The following is a 15606-nucleotide window of genomic DNA, read 5'->3' as shown; positions in this document are numbered from 1 at the left end:
TCACTCTCAGACCGGCCCAGGGGGATGTTGTCACTGGTGTCGGTAGGGTGGTTGGTATGGATTCTGGGGTTGTGACCAGGGGAAACGCCGGCGGCGGTGGTGGCGTGGCGGCTGCCGTTGGTGGTGTGGCTGTGGGCGATGTGTCGGCGGATGTCGGGACTGCTTTCCCGGCTGCTGGTGGGGAGGCCGGTGTTTGGGTGGGTGTGGTGGATGTGGGTGGGTTGGATGATGCGGGGTTGGATGCGAGGTTGGGGTTGTTGGGTCGGGCTCTGAGTCGTTTGGAGGGGTTCTTGGCTGAGGCGGTGGCGGAGAAGCAACGCCGGTGCGGGTCGTATGACACGGCGCAGGCGATACGGAAGGGGTTGCGCCATTCGGGACAGAAGGCGCATCGGGTCATGCGCGACGCCGAGCAGCTCAGCGAGGTGCCCGCCGCCCGGGACGCGTTGTCGCAATCGCGGATCACTTCGGAGCACGCCCGTATTTTGGGTGGGGCGGCCAAGGCCGGGCCTTTGGACGAAGAGTTGATGGTGAAGGCGGCGGAGACGCAGACACCGGAGGAGTTGCGGCGCACGGTGCGCGACCATCAGGACGAACTCGCCGGTGATGTTGACGGCAAGAAGCGGCTCCAGCGTCAACAGAGGGCGCGTATGGCGACGTTTTGTGAGCAGGACGACGGGATGTGGAGGTTGTTCGCGTTGTTCGACCCGGTCACCGCCCAGGGGATCCGGGCGGTGTTGAACAAGAAGACCGACATGGCCTGGCACCAACACACCGGAAGAGAACGATTGGACGCCCGCCACCGCCGCGCCGACGCCATCGCCGAACTGTTGACCCGCACCGGTGGCGGTGAAACCGGTGACCAACCCCAAACGGCCAGCGTGGTCATTGTCGCCGACTACGACACCGTGGACCAACAGCTCCGCAGGCCACGGTTGTCGGACGGTACCCGGTTGCCGGCCGAGGAGTTCCGCCGGCTGGCGTGTGACGCCGAAGTGCTCACCGGCATCTTCGACACCGACCTGCAATGCCTGTCACTGGGCCGTCAACGCCATCCCAGCCCCCAACTCCGCGCCACCCTCATCGCCCGGGACCAAGGATGCATCGGGTGCGGCAAAGAACCCGAATGGTGCGTCACCCACCACATTCACCACTGGGAACACGGCGGACCCACCCAACCCGACAACCTCGTCCTCGTCTGCGGCGACTGCCACCACAAAGCCCACCACCGCAACTGGACCGTCGAACACCACCCCGACACCCGCCGACCCTACCTACGACCACCCTGGCAACAACCCCCCACCCCACCCCAACGACGATAGAAGCCACCTGGAGCGAGTTGGGACTGCCGAACGGCCAGCATCGCAGTCATCTCGCCGGGAGATCAGCGCTCCAGTGCTGCATTCCGGTGGTCCGACATTGAGTCGCCATTGCGGGCCGGATGGCCGGCTAGGTCCGCAGGACGCTGCGGCATCGGCCTTGATGGGAAGGGGAGAGCAGGCAGGGCTTGTTCGTCTTCATGACGATCTGGCCGCACTTCTGGATTGGCTCATCTGCGGGCGACGCTTTGGCCGCATGAGGTGAGGGCTCCCTCCCACTCAAGGGTTGGCCAAGATCGTCGGTCGAGGGGTTTCCGGAGTGGGGGATCAGTGTGAGGATGTCCACGGGTTCGTCGGCGATGCTGAGGGAGCGGCCGAGGGCTCGCAGTACCTGAAAGACCAGTCCGATCTCGACGGTGGCCTTGCCGTTTTCGACGTTGGACAGCCACGGGGTGGAGACCCCCGCCATCTTGGCCAGGTTCCTCTGGGTGAAGCCCTGCTCCTTGCGGAGGTTGCGAATCGCTTGGCCCAACTGGCCGGCATGCATCATTTGCTTCACGCCTGATCCTCCAATTGGCTTACATCTTTGTTCGCTTATGTTAGCGGACAATTCTGGCAATTTCAACGAACGGCGAAGTTGCTGTCCTGTGGGGACGTCGCTCCCATGGCGGTTACCCCCAATGCCACTGCTCTCAGGGGCGGTGGCCGCAAGTGATGCATACGGAAATCTTGGCAAGGCGTACGCTGGGGGGCGATGGGATTTGAGGGGGTGGTGGATCTTCGGTCGGACACGGTGACCCGGCCGACCGAGGCGATGCGCCAGGCCATGGCCGCCGCCCCCGTGGGTGATGACCGCTACGGGGAGGACCCCACCGTCAACCGGCTGGAGGAACGGTACGCCGAGCTGGTGGGCAAGCCCGCCGCCATGTACGTGCCGTCGGGCACCATGGCCAACCAGATCGCCCTGCGGTTGCACGGCACGGCGGGCAGCAACGTGGTGGTGGGTCGCCGCCAGCACGTGGTGGCCTACGAGAGCGGGGCCGCCGGGCTGAGCGGGGCCTTTCAAATGCACGCGGTGGACGATGCCGGCGGGCTGGTGAACATCGACGCCGTGGCCGAGGTGGTGGCCGCCGGACAGGGCGGTTTCTGGCCGCCGGTGTCGCTGATCTGTGTGGAGAACACCCACCTGGCTTCGGGGGGACTGGCCGTCGAGGCCGACTCCCTGGCCTCGGTGGCCGCGTTGGGGGTGCCGGTGCATCTCGACGGCGCCCGCTTGTTCAACGCGGCGGTGGCCCGAGGGGACACCGTGGCCGAGCTGGCCCGGTCGGCCACCACGGTAATGAGCTGTGTGTCCAAGGGGTTGGGTGCACCGGTTGGTTCACTATTGGCCGGTCCGGACGATTTGGTGGCCAAGGCCCGGTTGCATCGTCGGCAAATGGGCGGGGCCATGCGCCAGGCCGGCGTGATCGCCGCCGGTGGGCTGTACGCCCTGGATCACCACATCGAGCGGTTGGCCGAGGATCACCACCGGGCCGAGCGGTTGGGCGAGGTGGTGGCCGAATTGTGGCCCGGTGCCCGCTTGGGCGCCGACCAGGCCAATGACGGGGCCAACAGAGCAGCCAACAAGGCCGCCACCGGTCGCTCGTTCACCAACGTGGTGGCCTTTCGACACACCGACGGCCCCGCGCTGCTGGAGCACCTGGGCCGGTCGGGCATCCGGGCCGGACTGTTGGCCCCGGGCATCGTCCGGCTGGTGACCCACCTGGACGTGGACGACGCCGACATTGCTCGGGCGGTGGCTGCGCTGGCGTCGTTCGCCGGTTGAACTCTTCCGGGTGAACCCTTCTCCGAAGTGTTCTCGGAGGAGCTACCGAAGAGCTGCCGCAGGGTTACCTTCTCCGGCGGAAGAACCCTCCACCAAGGGGTCCGTCTTGGCGTCGGCCCCCGAAACGGTGCCACTCGTCCATGGCCCGCAGGGTGAGGTTGGCCACCACGGCCAATCCGGCGGCGCCCACCACCGCGCCGATGAGCGCCCCCAGCCCGTTCCACAGACCGCAGTTGCCGTCGCACTGGAGGTCGATGTAGGCGAAACCGATGAGCCCGCCGCACAGGCCGCCCATCAGAATCGAGATGAAGGCCAGCCACCGCGCCGCGCGGGGGGGAAGCGCTGATCGTTCCTGCGGTGAGGGCGACCCGTCCACCCGGCCATGCTACCGGGGCAAGCCCATTGGCCCTATTGGCCGCCAAGTTTGATTCTGCGGTCACGGGCACCGGCCATACTGGGGGGATGCCGGGAACGCGGTCGGGGCCGATTCGGGATTGGTCGGTGGCCGGGGGCGTCGTGCTGCGGGGCGAGCAGTTGCTGTTAGTGCGCAATCGCCGCCGCAACGACTCGGTGGAGTGGAGCACCCCCGGCGGGGTGGTCGATCCGGGCGAGACCGTGCTCGAGGCCCTGGGTCGGGAGGTTCTGGAGGAGACCGGACTGCAGGTGCATCGCTGGCAGGGGCCGCTGTACGAGATCACGGTGGATTTCACCGACCTGAGGTGGCGGCTGCGGGTGGAGACCCATCGGGCGGTGGACTGGCAGGGCGAGATCGTGCTGGAAGACCCCGACGGCATCGTGGACCACGCCGACTTCTACGACCCCCAGGACTGCGAGGTACACCTGGACGCCAGCCCCCGCTGGGTGCGCGAGCCGCTGATGGAGTGGTGCCGGAGTCGTCCCGACCGGCCCTTGAGCTTTCGCTACCAGGTGGCCGGCACCGAGATCCACGATCTCACGGTGACCCGCCGATAGCGGCGGTTGGGCCATGGTCGCCGAGCGTCCCGACGCCAGTGCCCGACCCGGGAGCCGCTCAACCGACCACACCCGTTCCGGCCACCCCCCGTCGGGGTCCATCCTGCACGCCGACATGGACGCCTTCTACGCATCGGTGGAGCTGTTGCGATGTCCAGAACTGCGGGGGCTGCCGGTGGCGGTGGGCGGTCCCGGCAGCCGGGGGGTGGTGGCCTCGGCGTCGTACGAGGCTCGGGCCTACGGGGTCACCTCGGCCATGCCCGCCACTCGGGCCCGCCGATTGTGCCCCGACATCGTGTTCCTCCCCGGCGATCACCAGCACTACATCGAGGTGAGCGAGCGCATCATGACGATCCTGCGTTCGTTCACCCCGCTGGTGGAGCCCCTGTCGCTGGACGAGGCCTTCCTGGACGTGTCCGGCGCTCATCGGCCTTCGGTGGAGATCGGCCATCGGATTCGCCGGGAGGTCCGCGAACAGGAGGGGATCCACTGCGCGGTGGGGGTGGCGTCGGTGAAGTTCCTGGCCAAGATGGGCTCCAAGTTGGCCAAGCCCGTTCCCACCACCTCGGGCCCGAAGGACGGGGCCGGGGTGTACGAGGTGCCGGTGGGCCGGGAACTGTCGTTTCTGGCACCCCGCCCGGTGGGCGATCTGTGGGGGGTGGGGCCGGCCACCTCGGCCCAGCTCAGCCGTATCGGGATCGCCACCATCGGGGAGCTGGCCCGGTTCCCCCTGGAGCGGTTGGAGGAAGTCGTCGGCCAGGCCCACGGCCGGCACCTGCACAACCTGGCCAACGGCGTGGACCCCCGCCCGGTGATTCCCCAGACTGCGGCCAAATCGATCAGCCGAGAAGAGACGTTTCTCCACGACCGGCACACCCACGACGACCTGGGCCCCACGCTGGTGACGTTGAGCGATTCGGTGGCCTCCCGGTTGCGGGCCGCCGGGGTGGCCGGGCGGACGGTGACCCTCAAGGTCCGCTTCGGTGACTTCCGCACCATCACCCGCTCGCACACGCTGGCCGATCCCGTCGATTCCGGGGTGGTGCTGGCCCGGGAGGCCAAGCGGTTGCTGGCGGCCGTCGACGTGGCCCCCGGTGTGCGCCTCATCGGGGTGGGGGTGTCGGAACTGGAGGACCCCGATCAACGCCAGCTCTCGCTGGACGAGGTGGCGGACGCCTCGTGGCACGACGTGGACCGGGCCATGGACGCCATCCGGGATCGCTTCGGCACGGGGGCGATCCACCCGGGAGGCACCGCCGACGCCCACCCCCGGGGAGTGGGGTGGACCCGGCCGAGATGAGGGCCGGCGTGTGAGCGCCGAGATGAGGCCGATAAGAGGGGCGAGATGATGGCCGACGTGGCGGCCAACCAGACCGAAACAAGATCCAGGACAGCCGAACCATGGCGGGCGGCATTGTCTCCGGGGTCGGCCTGTGCGACACTGATGGGGTGCCACTCTCCGAGGATGAGCAACGGATTCTCAGCGAGATAGAGGAGCAGCTCTACGAGACCGATCCGGCGCTGGCCCGCGAGGTGGGCCGGACCACGGTCTTCACCCATCCGGCCCGCAATCTCCGACTGGCCATCCTGGCCGGTATCGCCGGGCTGGTCTTCATGTTCTTGACCCTGTCCACCTCCTACTGGCTGTCGTTCCTGGGCTTCCTGGTGATGCTCGGGGCGTCGCTTTGGGGGTGGAGCAATCTGCGTCGACTGGGACGATTCGGGCTCCAGCAGATCAGCGACAGCATCAACCGGGGTGACGTGAGCAGCTACCTGCGTTCCCCCGGCCGTCGCATCGTCAACCGCCTGCGCCGCGGCGGCGCCGACCGACCCGGCCGGGACTAGCCACCGGTCAAACTCCAGCCCAGACCAGCCCCGGACGGGAAACTCTCAGATCACAGCTCGGTTGCGGGCGGGTCGGGGACCGGGCTGCGGAAGGCGAAGGCTGCGGCCAGCCGTTGTCGGCGGCTCACCCGGAAGTCGACCTCGGAGCGCACCGACAGCGACCACGTCCGGGCCAGCCACTGATGGCGTTCGGTGGGCTCGGTCGGGGCGAACGACGCCGCGGCCACCAGCTCACCCAACAGTCGCAAATCCGGACTGTGCAGGGGCACCTGGGCAATGGCCCGACGGGCGAACTCGGTATGGGTCTCGTCGGGTCGGGGGATCATCCTGATGAGGGCCAGCGATTCCACCGCCTCGGCCCACAGCAGCCTGATCCGGTCCCGGTTGCCGGTGAGCTTCCCGTAGCGCCGCCGCCGCTGCCGCCGTCTGATCCAGGGAAACAGCAGTATCGCCAGGACCACCAGCGACGGCACCAGGATGATGACCCAGGTGGAGGCCGCCGTCCCCCCGCCGGGGCTCGATGCGGAGTCCGTGCCGTCGCCCAGGGCCTCGAAGGGCGGGGGGATGAGGCTCTCGAAGTCGATGGGCGCCTCAAAGGGGCCGGTCGCGTCGTCGAATGTTTGCTCCTCGGCTGCGAACTCCTCGAGTCCCGCGATGGCCTGGCTCTCGGCCACGCCGGTGTAGTTCTGGGCACCGGGCGCACCCCGACCGGGGGTGGGCTCGAAGGCCACCCAGCCCACTCCGTCCAGATACACCTCGGGCCAGGCGTGGGCGTGTCGGCCCCGCACCACATAGAGGTTGGGATCGTCGGGGTGGGCTTCGCCCACGGTGAATCCCACCGCCACCCGGGCGGGCAGGCTCAGCGAGCGGGCCATGGCGGCAAAGGCCCCGGCGAACTGCTCGCAGTAGCCGCGGCGGGTGGTCAAGAAGTCCTCCAGGCGGTTTTCCGAGTGTCCGGGCATCACCGCGGCGTCGTAGGTGAACGTCCCGTTGCGGAAGAAGTCCTGCAGGGCCAGGGCCTGCTCGTAACCCGGTGATGCTCCGGCGGTCACCTGGGCGGCCAGGGCCCGCACTCGGGGGCTGAAGTCGTCGGGCAGGGCGGTGAGGATGTCGGCCAGCTCACCGGTGAGAGCGCCGGAGCCCGAGTCGGCAACTGCCGCGGTCGACATTGCCGCCGCGTCCGAGAAGATCTGAGCATCCGTGAAGCCGGGGCCATCCGGGGAAAGACCCCGCAGCGCCTCGGGGTCGAAGCGGGGCAGGGCCGAGGTCACCGTGTAGGTCAGCCCGTTGGAGTTGGTCAGCGAGCGGCCCACGATGAGGGTGGACGACGTGGGTTCGTAGCTGATCTCGGTGGTGGCCGACACCAGGGCCCGGGGCTCGAAGGCCGCCGGAAGCCACACCGCCCCGAGTTGTTCGATGCGGAACTGCTGAACCGACTCCTGCACGCTGGTGCCCGACCGGAACAACGACGGCAACTGGGTGGGTCGGGCGGCGTAGTCGGCTCGAGATGTCCAAACCCGTCCGTCGAAACGGTCCAGGGCGGTCAGGCGCCAGTAGGAGCGTTCGTCGCTCCGCACCTGGAACATCACTGCGTCGGACTGGTTCACCAGTCGGCCCCTGATGTCCACCAGCGGGCTGATCACGATGCGTTTGGGAAGCGAGCGGCCCCGCTCCAGGCTCAGGCTCACCACGGGGTCGTCGTGGTTGCCCACCACCGGTCCGGCCACCAGGGCGCCGCCGATGGCCACCGCCGCCACGGCCACGCCCGTGCGCAGCAGGGCCCGGCGCCCGCCGGCTGCTCGGCGTTGTCCTCCCAGCCATGGTGCGGCGGCGGTGTCGGCGGCTACCCGGTGAACGGTGACGAACACCAACAGGGCGGCGATGAAAACCCCGATGGTGAGCATCCGGTGTTGGTGGTCGCCCACCAGTCCCACAAAGGCGAAGGCGGCGATGGGCAACAACAGCGGCCCGAACCGCCACCGGCTGCGCATCGCCGAGGCGTCGGTGACGAAGGCCAGCAGCCACACCGCGGCCATGGCGCTCACCACGAACCCGTTGAGGGGTTCCACCGGGGGGCTGAGGTCGCCGAAGTCCCTCCAGGCCTCCTCCAGGTCGTCGGCCAGGGCCCTGGCGGTGTCACCGCTGGGGAGCCACCACCGGGTGGTGTCCCAGAACCGGGCCCAGGTGACCGTGAGCGCCAGACCGATTCCACCGATCACGGTGGCTGTCGCCCGGCCGCCGGGAATCCGTCGCACTGTCACGGCCAGCCCGTGACCGGCAGCGGCGGCCACCACCACCGGCAGAATCCACGTGCTCCCCGCGAGCACCCGCATGAGGCTCACGGCGGTGGCCGCGGTGAGGATCGGCCCGGCCAGCTCCCGGGCAATGGCCCAGGCAGGTGTTGGTCGGGGGCGGCTCATCGCCGCCGTCCGGGGGGGCCGACCGGCGATGATCCCATCGCTGGTGCCATCGGAAGGCCGACCGGAGACCGGGATTCGCTTTGGGCATCGGCGTGGGCGGTCCACACCTCGGGGAAACGCTGGGGTTCGCTCACGACGACCAGGCTGGTGGCGGTCAGGCTGGTGTCGGAGAAGCCGCCGAAGTGGGGAACGTCGGTGGCCGCCGGTGCCGGCGTCGGGGTCGGTTTCCCGCCCGCGTCGCCATCGCCGTCGCCGCCCGCGTAGCCGTCGCCATCGGTGTTGGCGTCGGTGAACACCACCACCGTCTTGGAGCTGTAGAGGGCTCCCAGGGGGGCCAGCACCCCGGCCTCGGTGCCGTCGACCATGGCGGCCACCACCACCACCTGCCCGCCGGGTTGGCGGCTCAGCCGTTCAACGGCGCCGACCAGGGTGCCGTCGCCGGGGGTCACCAGGGCCAGGTGCTCGTAGATGAGATGGAGGTGGGTGTGGCCCTTGCCGAAGCCGCTGTCGAAATCGGCGGGGGTGGTCAAGCGGATGTGGTCGCCCCGACGCCGCCCCGCTCGACAGATGCCCGCCGCGGCCGACACCATGGCTTCGAACCGTTCGGCGCCGCCCTCGGCGTCGAGTTGGGCTCGGCGGGTGTCGAGCACCACGGTTGTGTTGATCTCGGAGAACTCCTCGAACTGCCGCACGATGAGTTCATCGTGATGGGCCGAGAGCCGCCAGTGAATGCGCCGGGGATCGTCGCCGGTTTGGAACGGGCGCAGGCCGTAGAGTTCCTCTCCGCTTTGGGCGATGGGGCTGCGGCGCACGGCATCGGACGACCTGGCCGCCAGATGCGGGGGAGGGGGCACCGAGAACACCGCCGGGTACACCAGCGCCTGGGATCGACCGCCGAGCTCAACCTGTCGGGCGGCCAATGACCAGGGATCGCTGACCGTGCAGGTGAGCGGCCCGACCGTCACCAGGCCCCGCTCGTGGGTGGGCAGCCGGTAGGTGACGGGCAGCGGGTCGCCGGACGGTACCGGGGCCACCAGCAGATCGAGACCGGGTTGGGCTGACGCGGTGGTGGGGTTGCCGGCGGCGTTGCCTGCTGCGGGGCCGTTCCCGGTCGGGTCGTGGGTGGCGCGTGTCACAGGGTCGGCCAAACGCAGAACCGGGGTGCGTCGGCGCCCGGCGTTGGTCAGCTCCAGGCTCACGTGGCATTCCTGGCCCACGTGGACGGGCTGGGGTCGCAGCGAGCGGTTGTCGAGCTTCAGGGGCCTACGGATTCTGACGTAGGCGAAAGAGCAGATCACCACGGCGATCCCGGCAACCCCCACGGCCGACAGCTCGACCGAACCGAACACCCGGCCCGCCCCCGCCAGCAGCGCCGATCCGAGGAGCAGCAGCTTGCCGGGGGGATGCAACATGGAATTGGCGGCCAAGTGCAGCTAGGCCGCTAGTGGTGTGTCGCAGAAATAGCGACGTGGCATGCGACGGCAGCGGGGTTCCTCGCAAGGCGCGACGACGAAGCCATACTCTCTGCGTACGGCAAGGAGACGCAACGCAGCGAGGGGCGCCGATGCCTAGCAGGACATGCGCGATTATTTCTGCGACACACCACTAACCCACCGGAGTGGCGACCGAGCCCATGATCTCGTCCACGATGCGGGCCCCTGGCGTGCCCTGCGCCCGGGCCTGCGGGCTCAACATCAGCCGATGGGCCAGCACCGGCACGGCCAACTCCTTGATGTCGTCGGGGAGCACGTAGTCCCGCCCCTGGGCGGCGGCTCGCACCCGGCTGGCCTGCTGCAGGGCCAGGGTGGCCCGGGTGGACATGCCCAACACGAGGCTGGGATGTTGCCGGGTGGCGTTGGCGATCTGCACCAGATAGCGCCTGATGCCCGGTGCGGTGAACACCGAGGCCGCGTGATCGGCCAGCGTGGCCACCGCCTGGGAGTCCAGCACCGGTCGGAGGGAGTCCAGCGGGCTGTTGACGCTGTGGGCGTCGAGGATGTCGAGTTCGGCCTGGGCCGACGGATAGCCGACCTCGATTCGCATCATGAATCGATCCAGTTGGCTCTCGGGCAGGGGGTAGGTGCCCTCGTGCTCCAGGGGGTTCTGCGTGGCGATCACCATGAAGGGGCGGGGCAGGTGGTGGGTGGTGCCGTCCACGGTGACCTGCCGCTCGGCCATGGCCTCCAGCAGGGCCGACTGGGTCTTGGGGGAGGCGCGGTTGATCTCGTCGGCCACGATGATGCCGGAGAACACCGGGCCGGGCTGGAAGTCGAGGGTATTGGCCACCCGGTTCCAGATGGTGGCCCCCACCACGTCGGTGGGGAGCAGGTCGGGGGTGAACTGGATGCGCCCGAACTCGGCCTGCACGGTGATGGCCAGGGCCTTGGCCAGGCTGGTCTTGCCCACGCCGGGGGCGTCCTCGATGAGGAGATGGCCCTCGGCCAACAGACAGGTGGCCGCCAACTCCAGCACCTCGTGCTTGCCCAGAATGGCCTGGCCCACGTTGGCCACGATGGCCTGGAACTGCTCGGCGAAGAGATCGTCCTGAGTCGAAGCTTCTTGGGGCAAGCCGCCTCCGGGCAGATCGCCTTCGGGCAGATTGTCTTGGGGCACGTCGTGTTGGGGCAGATTCTGTTGGGGGTTGTCCAGAGCCACTGTGTCGATCTTCTCAGGTGCCGGAGAGCTGCGGCCAGCGGGCGGGCATGTCCACCAACATCCCGTCGGCGCTCGGTCCGTGGTCGCGCAGGGTGCCCCGGCGTCGGAAGGCCACGTGGTACCGCTCGGGTTGGGAGGTCCAGCACACGCCGGGCACCAGGCCGGACTCGATGGCGTCGTCGCAGTCCTCCAGCTCGCTGCGCCGGGCACTGCAGAGCCAGGTGGTGCGCTGCAGCACCCAGGCGGCCTCGGCGTCGTCGGGGTCAAGGTGCTGTTCGCACCAGCGGACGAAGCCGCCCTTGAGGGCGCGACCGGCGAACGGCGGGGGGGAGGCGATCTCCATGGTGGTGGCCATTCCCCAGCGGTGGATCTCTTGTCCGTCCCGCTCGATCCAGGAGTCGAACGGGGGCTCGTCCCAGTCGGGCACGGTGGCGTCGTACTGGCGGGTGCCGAGTTGGCCCCGGGCGGCGTGCAACACGCCCAGCACCCCGGCATCGAACAGGTGCGTACACTGCCGGCGGACGTCGGTCCAGCGGAACACCTCGGAAGCGGTGGTGGTCAGCGGGCAGCCCACCAGCACGTTGAGCTGGTCGAGGGCTCCCGAACATGGCTCCCAGGGCATACGAGGGCCCTGGGCGTTCACCCCGGTGATCTGCTTGCCGTCGTGAATGAGGGCGACCTCGTAGTGGTGCATGTCGTCCTCGAGGCCTACCACCACCGTCGCGGCGTCGGGGGCGACCATCCGCAGCCGACGACGAAACGCCCCACTGCCGTGTCGATTGCGGACCAGCTCATCCACCACCCGATGTTCCCACACCCACCCCGCCCCAGTTGGGTTGAGCATCGCCGCCCGGCCAATCTCGTTGGGTGTTCGCTGATGACCCTTGGTTCAAGGACAGTTCTCTAGAGTAGCCATTCACGCATGCATTTTGTAGACTTACCCGGCATGGGGAATGCTGCTCGCACGACGACGATTCGGATTGACGCTGAGACTCATGCCCGGTTGGTGGAGCTTGGTGATGCATCGAACACCTCATTGATCGACACGGTGCGTCAGGCCGCTGAAGCCCTCCGACGCCAGCGCTTTGCCCGCCAAGTGTCAGCAGAATTGGCGGAATTGCGGCGTGACCCCCAAGCGTGGAATGCCTACTTGGCTGAAGCAGATGCCACCTCCGTAAACGATGGCCTCAGTTGATGATCTGTGGTTGGTGGACTTCGGTGAACCATACCCGGGTGAGCCTGCCGCCTACCGTCCCGCCGTTGTATTGGGACCCCCAGTTGCCTTCGGCGCCGATCTACCCTTTGTGATCGTCGCTCCTCTGACCACGACCTGGCGGGGGCTCTCGCTGCACATCGAGGTTGAAGACAGTTCTGAGACCGGCCTCGACGAGACCAGCTACGTCCAGTGTGAGCTGATCCGATCGGTCAATCGTCGTCGTCTTGTCCACCGTCTCGGCCACGTTGGGGCCGACACCAGTGGCCAAATCGCCTCTGTAGTCAAGACGCTGCTCAACCTCTAGCCACTGGTCAGGGTCGGGCTGGGTGGGTGGTGGTAGAGGGAAGTGGAGGTTCTTGAGATTGCGTGACTGGCAAGGGGAAACGAGGTCTCCGCTGGAGCGCGGGGGTCGGGTGGGGGGGATTTGGTGGCGTAGGGTGGGGTGATGGTGGGGGAGGCTGGATTGCGGCCCAACGTGTTGTTGTTGATGACCGATCAGCAGCGGTGGGACTCGCTGGGGTGCGTGGGGGGATGGGTCGACACCCCGAATCTCGACCGGATCGCCTCCCGGGGGGTGCGGTTCAGCCACTGTGTGACCACCTCGCCGATTTGTGTGCCCGCCCGAGTGAGTTTGGCCACGGGGCACTATCCCCACAACTTCGGCGTGTGGGGTCACGTGGACTACACGCTGGACCCCACGACGCCCACCTGGATGCAGGCCGTGCGGGACGCCGGCTACCGCACCAGCGTCTTCGGCAAGACCCATCTGCACGCCCACGTCGGTGACCTGCGGGAAAAGGAACACCTGCTGCACGCCTACGGCCTCGATGACGTGGACGAGATCGCCGGCCCCCGCCTGTCGGCCACGGTGATGAGCCACATGACGGCTCGCTGGGCGGAACTGGGCCTGCTCGATGCCTATCGGGCCGACGTCGAAGACCGTATGACGACCAAGCCGTGGGTGGTGCGACCCTCACCCCTGCCGCTGGAGGAATACGCCGACGTCTACGTAGGCCGTCGGGCCCGGGAGTATTTGGCCGGCTGCCAGCGGGACGAGCCCTGGTTCTGCTGGGTCAGCTTCGGCGGTCCCCACGAGCCCTGGGACACCCCCGAGCCCTGGGCGTCGCACCACGACCCCGAGGCCATGCCCCCGCCCTTGCCGCCGTTGAAGCGGGGCGACCCCTGGCCCGACGGCAGCCTCGACCGGTGGTTGGCGTGGCTGGGCCAGCCGTTCACCCCCGAGGAGATCCAACGGATGCGGGCCGACTACGCGGGCAACGTCAGCCTGATCGACGACCAGATCGGCGGGATCCTCCGTACCATCGAGGAGCGGGGAGAGCTGAATCGCACCGTGATCGTGTTCACCTCCGACCACGGGGAGATGAACGGCGACCACGGCCTGATGTACAAGATGAACTTCTTCGACGGCTCGGTGCGGGTGCCGCTCATCGTGAGCACCCCGGCGGTGGCCTCCTCCCCGGCAGCAGGCACCACCGACGCCACGCCGGTGGAATGGATCGACGTGGGGCCGACCATCGTCGAGGCCGTCGGGGCCGAACTCTCCCACCACCAGTTCGGAACTTCGCTACTACCCGCACTGGAGGGGCAACGGGTGCGAGAGGACGCCCTGAGCGAATTCGAGGGCGAATTCATGCTGCTCACCGACGACTGGAAGCTGGCGCTCAACGATCGCGGCGAGCCCTACCTGCTGTTCGACCGTCACGCCGACCCCGACGAGGCGGAGAACCTGGTGCTCGACGGGGCCACGTCGTCGGTGCGGACCGACCTCCGGCTCCGCATGCTGGACCGCCTCGTCACCGCCCAGGTCCAGCACCGCTGACAAGCCTCAAGCCGGGTTGGCCCCTCGCCGCCATCGTGATGGTGCGAGCCGTCACCCGATTGGGTCGGTAGGGGAGGGGGTGGGGCCAAGTACTGTCGGTTGATCGTGTCCGACCCGCCCTCTGCCCTGCGTGCCCTGTCCCACCGATCGTTCCTGCTGTTCTTCCTCGGGGTGTCGGTGGCCACCACCGGGCAGTTCATGCAGTCGCTGGCCGTGCCCTTCTATGTGAAGGAACTCACGGACTCGAACTTCTGGGTGGGAAGTACGGCGTTCGCCGTGCTGATCCCGTCGCTGTTCATGACCCCGGTGGCCGGCATCTGGAGCGACCGGGTGAGCCGCAAGGCTCTCCTGTTCGGCTCGTTCGCGCTCCAGCTCGTGGCCTCGGTGGTCTACCTGGTGTTGTACACCAGCGACCTGTTGACCCCGTGGCTGATGCTCGGCCTGCAGTTCGCCGTCGGGGTGGCCTCAGGCTTCCAGTGGGCCCCCACCCAGGCCATGACCGTATTGCTGGTGCCCCCCGAGGATCTGGTGGCGGCAGTGCGCTTCGTCTCCTTGTCATTCACCGCCGGGCGGGCTTTGGGGCCGGCCATGGCCGGGTTGACCCTGTTGTTGTGGGGGCCGGGGCCGGCCTTCCTCATCACCACCATCGGCTTCACCCTGGGCATGGCCCTTATGGCGCCGATGAAGCTCCGTCCGCCGGTGGAGGTGAAGCGGGAGCCGTTCTGGGTGCAGCTCCGACAGGGAATGGACTACATCCGGCAGCGCCCGGCCATGCGCCTGATCATGGGCACCTCGTTCGTGGTGGCCTTCAGCGGAGCGGTGTTCGCCTTTGCCCTGGTGGCCAGCGTGGCCGACGACGTGTTCTCGCTCCCTGATGGCGGCCTGGGCTTCCTCACGGCCATCTTCGGGGTGGGGTCGTTGGTGATGGGGCTCTACGTCATCCGGTTCGGCAATCGCCACCTTCGGTCCCGCGTGGAAGCCGCGTCGGTGGCGGTGTATTCGCTGGGGGTGCTGCTGGTGGGGGCCACCCCGTGGCTGGCGGTGGGGTTGGTGGGCTACTTCATCTTGGGACTGGCCCACATGGGCCACGGGGTGACGGTCAACAGCGCCCTGCAGGTGCAGGTGGATGAGCGGTTCCGGGGTCGGGTGATGTCGGTGTGGCTGATGTCTGTGTTGCTTGGGCTCCCCCTCGGTTCGCTGGTCGGCGGATTCCTGGGTGATCTGGTGTCGATGCAGTTCGTGCTGCTGTTGTTCGGGGGGCTTCTGGCCGCCCTCTGGGTGGGGGTGGTGTTGGTGCGCCCTGACGGCTTCGCCGGTCTGGACGGTGGCCCCGACTGAGTCGACTGGTCCGACTGACCCGAATGAACGGCAGGGTGGCCGGCGCCGACTGAGTCGACTGGTCCGACTGACCCGAAAGAACGGCAGAGTGGCCGGCGCCGGGACGGCCGCAGGCCGGCCACGGGCCGGTGGGGGTTCGTTGACGATAGGGCCTCCGACCGAGCCGTCGCATGGCCGCC

The 15606-nt window shown here is 68.2% G+C and carries 15 protein-coding genes; 9 read left to right on the top strand and 6 right to left on the bottom strand.

Annotated elements, in window-relative coordinates:
• Positions 1 to 56: 56 nt before the first annotated feature.
• Positions 57 to 1319 (top strand): DUF222 domain-containing protein, encoded by a 1263-nt coding sequence (locus tag ACOQPQ_RS05130; RefSeq protein ID WP_420638370.1) that lies wholly within the window; start codon positions 57 to 59, stop codon positions 1317 to 1319.
• A gap of 127 nt (positions 1320 to 1446) precedes the next feature.
• Here ACOQPQ_RS05130 and ACOQPQ_RS05125 read toward each other — a convergent pair whose 3' ends face one another.
• Complete coding sequence (locus tag ACOQPQ_RS05125; RefSeq protein WP_420640360.1) at positions 1447 to 1866, bottom strand: helix-turn-helix transcriptional regulator; 420 nt, start codon at positions 1864 to 1866, stop codon at positions 1447 to 1449.
• Positions 1867 to 2070: 204 nt separating this feature from the next.
• Between ACOQPQ_RS05125 and ACOQPQ_RS05120 the strand changes: the two genes are divergently transcribed.
• Complete coding sequence (locus ACOQPQ_RS05120; RefSeq protein WP_420638369.1) at positions 2071 to 3141, top strand: threonine aldolase family protein; 1071 nt, start codon at positions 2071 to 2073, stop codon at positions 3139 to 3141.
• A gap of 64 nt (positions 3142 to 3205) precedes the next feature.
• Here ACOQPQ_RS05120 and ACOQPQ_RS05115 read toward each other — a convergent pair whose 3' ends face one another.
• On the bottom strand, positions 3206 to 3517 hold the full coding sequence (locus ACOQPQ_RS05115; RefSeq protein ID WP_420638368.1) for a hypothetical protein: 312 nt from the start codon (positions 3515 to 3517) through the stop codon (positions 3206 to 3208).
• A gap of 86 nt (positions 3518 to 3603) precedes the next feature.
• Between ACOQPQ_RS05115 and ACOQPQ_RS05110 the strand changes: the two genes are divergently transcribed.
• The 3 genes from ACOQPQ_RS05110 (at position 3604) to ACOQPQ_RS05100 (ending at position 5958) form a co-directional block, all read left to right on the top strand.
• Complete coding sequence (locus tag ACOQPQ_RS05110) at positions 3604 to 4113, top strand: NUDIX hydrolase (RefSeq protein WP_420638367.1); 510 nt, start codon at positions 3604 to 3606, stop codon at positions 4111 to 4113.
• Positions 4114 to 4126: 13 nt separating this feature from the next.
• Positions 4127 to 5413, top strand: a complete 1287-nt coding sequence (locus ACOQPQ_RS05105; protein WP_420638366.1) for a DNA polymerase IV — start codon at positions 4127 to 4129, stop codon at positions 5411 to 5413.
• Between the two features lie 149 nt (positions 5414 to 5562).
• On the top strand, positions 5563 to 5958 hold the full coding sequence (locus ACOQPQ_RS05100) for a DUF3040 domain-containing protein (protein WP_420638365.1): 396 nt from the start codon (positions 5563 to 5565) through the stop codon (positions 5956 to 5958).
• Between the two features lie 50 nt (positions 5959 to 6008).
• Here the strand turns inward: ACOQPQ_RS05100 and ACOQPQ_RS05095 are convergent, their stop codons facing one another.
• From ACOQPQ_RS05095 to ACOQPQ_RS05080, 4 genes are all read right to left on the bottom strand, one after another.
• Positions 6009 to 8378, bottom strand: coding sequence for a transglutaminase TgpA family protein (locus ACOQPQ_RS05095; protein ID WP_420638364.1), 2370 nt, complete (start codon positions 8376 to 8378; stop codon positions 6009 to 6011).
• Positions 8375 to 9790: a DUF58 domain-containing protein gene (locus ACOQPQ_RS05090; RefSeq protein ID WP_420638363.1), complete on the bottom strand. Its 1416-nt coding sequence runs from the start codon at positions 9788 to 9790 to the stop codon at positions 8375 to 8377. Before ACOQPQ_RS05090 ends, ACOQPQ_RS05095 begins: the two co-directional genes overlap by 4 nt.
• 193 nt (positions 9791 to 9983) lie before the next feature.
• The gene (locus ACOQPQ_RS05085) at positions 9984 to 11033 is read right to left on the bottom strand and encodes an AAA family ATPase (RefSeq protein WP_420638362.1); all 1050 of its coding nucleotides are present in this window, start codon (positions 11031 to 11033) and stop codon (positions 9984 to 9986) included.
• A 13-nt stretch (positions 11034 to 11046) separates the two neighbouring features.
• Positions 11047 to 11832, bottom strand: coding sequence for a DUF2889 domain-containing protein (locus tag ACOQPQ_RS05080; RefSeq protein ID WP_420638361.1), 786 nt, complete (start codon positions 11830 to 11832; stop codon positions 11047 to 11049).
• Between the two features lie 147 nt (positions 11833 to 11979).
• Here ACOQPQ_RS05080 and ACOQPQ_RS05075 point away from each other — a divergent pair, with 147 nt between their 5' ends.
• The 4 genes from ACOQPQ_RS05075 to ACOQPQ_RS05060 all read left to right on the top strand — a co-directional run bounded on the left by ACOQPQ_RS05075 (position 11980) and on the right by ACOQPQ_RS05060 (position 15427).
• Positions 11980 to 12228, top strand: coding sequence for a hypothetical protein (locus ACOQPQ_RS05075; RefSeq protein ID WP_420638360.1), 249 nt, complete (start codon positions 11980 to 11982; stop codon positions 12226 to 12228).
• Complete coding sequence (locus ACOQPQ_RS05070) at positions 12215 to 12553, top strand: type II toxin-antitoxin system PemK/MazF family toxin (protein WP_420638359.1); 339 nt, start codon at positions 12215 to 12217, stop codon at positions 12551 to 12553. The genes ACOQPQ_RS05075 and ACOQPQ_RS05070 overlap by 14 nt, the downstream gene beginning before the upstream one ends.
• Before the next feature lie 141 nt (positions 12554 to 12694).
• Positions 12695 to 14089 (top strand): sulfatase, encoded by a 1395-nt coding sequence (locus ACOQPQ_RS05065; protein WP_420638358.1) that lies wholly within the window; start codon positions 12695 to 12697, stop codon positions 14087 to 14089.
• A gap of 105 nt (positions 14090 to 14194) precedes the next feature.
• Positions 14195 to 15427 (top strand): MFS transporter, encoded by a 1233-nt coding sequence (locus ACOQPQ_RS05060; protein ID WP_420638357.1) that lies wholly within the window; start codon positions 14195 to 14197, stop codon positions 15425 to 15427.
• Positions 15428 to 15606 lie beyond the last annotated feature (179 nt).

Source organism: Candidatus Poriferisocius sp., from assembly GCF_965219775.1.
GTDB lineage: Bacteria > Actinomycetota > Acidimicrobiia > Acidimicrobiales > Bin134 > Poriferisocius.
Note: the sequence above shows the minus strand (reverse complement) of the source record. Positions and strands in the feature narration are given on the sequence as shown.

What these genes read in the sequence shown, in the direction of transcription:
- ACOQPQ_RS05095 (WP_420638364.1), bottom strand. Translation starts at nt 8,378, where the DNA reads ATGAGCCGCCCCCGACCAACACCTGCCTGGGCCATTGCCCGGGAGCTG.
- ACOQPQ_RS05105 (WP_420638366.1), top strand. Translation starts at nt 4,127, where the DNA reads ATGGTCGCCGAGCGTCCCGACGCCAGTGCCCGACCCGGGAGCCGCTCA.
- ACOQPQ_RS05090 (WP_420638363.1), bottom strand. Translation starts at nt 9,790, where the DNA reads ATGTTGCATCCCCCCGGCAAGCTGCTGCTCCTCGGATCGGCGCTGCTG.
- ACOQPQ_RS05120 (WP_420638369.1), top strand. Translation starts at nt 2,071, where the DNA reads ATGGGATTTGAGGGGGTGGTGGATCTTCGGTCGGACACGGTGACCCGG.
- ACOQPQ_RS05075 (WP_420638360.1), top strand. Translation starts at nt 11,980, where the DNA reads ATGGGGAATGCTGCTCGCACGACGACGATTCGGATTGACGCTGAGACT.
- ACOQPQ_RS05110 (WP_420638367.1), top strand. Translation starts at nt 3,604, where the DNA reads ATGCCGGGAACGCGGTCGGGGCCGATTCGGGATTGGTCGGTGGCCGGG.
- ACOQPQ_RS05130 (WP_420638370.1), top strand. Translation starts at nt 57, where the DNA reads ATGGATTCTGGGGTTGTGACCAGGGGAAACGCCGGCGGCGGTGGTGGC.
- ACOQPQ_RS05125 (WP_420640360.1), bottom strand. Translation starts at nt 1,866, where the DNA reads ATGATGCATGCCGGCCAGTTGGGCCAAGCGATTCGCAACCTCCGCAAG.
- ACOQPQ_RS05065 (WP_420638358.1), top strand. Translation starts at nt 12,695, where the DNA reads ATGGTGGGGGAGGCTGGATTGCGGCCCAACGTGTTGTTGTTGATGACC.
- ACOQPQ_RS05070 (WP_420638359.1), top strand. Translation starts at nt 12,215, where the DNA reads ATGGCCTCAGTTGATGATCTGTGGTTGGTGGACTTCGGTGAACCATAC.